The sequence below is a fragment of the Corynebacterium sp. HS2168-gen11 genome (assembly GCF_024834075.1).
In the GTDB taxonomy this organism is placed as follows: Bacteria; Actinomycetota; Actinomycetes; order Mycobacteriales; family Mycobacteriaceae; genus Corynebacterium.
This window is the reverse complement of sequence record NZ_JANUXR010000021.1, coordinates 1-1,869: the sequence shown is the minus strand read 5'-3', so window position 1 is coordinate 1,869 and position 1,869 is coordinate 1. Positions and strand designations below refer to the sequence as shown.

Sequence of the window (1,869 nt, the reverse complement as noted above, 5' to 3'; positions counted from 1 at the left end):
AGCCTGTTGCTGGTGTGGATTCTAAGAGCTTCGGTTTGGTTGATACGCCACAGAAGTCTTCTGATAAGGATGCTGCTACTGCATTTGTTCCTGCTGATGCCGGTAAGACTCCTGAGGAGATGTTCCCAGTAGTAGAGAAGCTTGCTGCTGATAAGACCAAGGAATTTAAGCTTGTTGGTGCAGACGCTGATGGTAAGGTTGTTATTCCTGGTCAGGGCGAGTACAAGGTTGATGCTGATGGTGTTGTGACCTTTACGCCTGAGAAGGGTTTTGTTGGTGTTGCTGATCCTGCAACGGTGACGTTGTCGGTGAAGAATGCTGAGGGTGCGGTTACTGGTACGTATGCTGCGACCTACACACCTGAAGTGATTCCTGTAAAGGATCCGTTCGCAAATCCTGATACAGCTGTCGCTGGTGAAAACTCCAAGACATTTGATGTAATTGGTTCGACCCAGAAGTCTTCTGATAAGGATGCTGTTGTCGACGGTGTTCCTGCTGATGAAGGTAAGACTCCTGAAGAGATGTTCCCAGCATTGAAGGGTGAGAATAAAGTATTCAAGCTGGTTGGTGCAGACGCTGAAGGTAAGGTTGAAATTCCTGGTCAGGGTACGTACACGGTTGATGATAAGGGTGTTGTAACTTTCACTCCTGAGAAGGATTTTGCTGGTAAGGCAACTCCTGTTGAAATCTTGGCGAATGATGACAATGGTCAGCTGTATAAGGCTGAGTATGCTCCTGTTGTGATTCCTGTGATTCCTTCGCAGAGCAAGACCGGCGTGCCTGGTCAGCCTGTGACTACGGATAATCCTTTCAAGGATATTCCTGGTGTGGATCCTGAGAGCATTGGTTTGATTGATCCGAAGGATCCAACTGGTGATCCGAAGAAGGAGCTGAAGATTCCTGGTGAGGGTACTTGGACTGTTGATCCTGACGGCAAGGTAACCTTTACTCCTGAGGATGGTTTCACCAAGACTCCTACTCCAGTAAATGTTGGTGGTAAGACCAAAGATGGTGTTCCTGCGAAGCCTGGTACGGTGACGATCATTCCTATTGCTGATCCGTTTGCAAATCCTGATAAGGCTGTTGCTGGTGAGGATGCAACGACGAATGGTGTGATTAATAAGTCGCAGCGTTCTTCTGATAAGGATCCTGCTGTCGATGGTATTCCTGCTGATGCTGGTAAGACTCCTGAAGAGATGTTCCCAGCGTTGAAGGGTAAGAATAAGGTATTCAAGCTTGTTGGTGCTGATCCAAAGACTGGTGTACTTGAAGTTCCTGGTCAGGGTACGTACACGGTTGATGGTACTGGTGTTGTTACCTTTGTTCCTGAGAAGGATTTTGCTGGTAAGGCAACTCCTGTTGAAATCTTGGCGAATGATGAGAATGGTCAGCTGTATAAGGCTAAGTATTCTCCAGTGGTGATTCCTGAGATTCCTTCGCAGAGCAAGACTGGTAAGCCTGGTCAGCCTGTGACTACGGATAAGCCTTTCAAGGATATTCCTGGTGTGGATCCTGAGAGCATTGGTTTTGTTGATCCGAAGGATCCAACTGGTGATCCTAAGAAGGAGCTGAAGATTCCTGGTGAGGGTGTTTGGACGATTGATCCTGAGGGTAATGTGACCTTTACTCCTGAGGATGGTTTCACCAAGACTCCTACTCCAGTAAATGTTGGTGGTAAGACCAAGGATGGTATTCCTGCGAAGCCTGGTACTGTCACGGTGACCGTGACTGAGGAAGGTAATCCTGGTGGTTCTTCTGAGGTGCCTGATTGGGTGAAGAAGGTTATTCCGTTTACTCCGTTGCTGCTGATCCCACTGCTTGGTGGTATTGCTGGTTCGTCGGGTACGCCTGTTGTTCCTGGTTCTTCTG

The 1,869-nt window shown here is 48.0% G+C and carries 1 pseudogene; it reads left to right on the top strand.

Annotation, left to right across the window (positions count from 1 at the left end):
* Nucleotides 1-14: 14 nt before the first annotated feature.
* A pseudogene (locus tag NXS99_RS09140) lies at nucleotides 15-1,869 on the top strand (hypothetical protein); the annotation flags it as partial.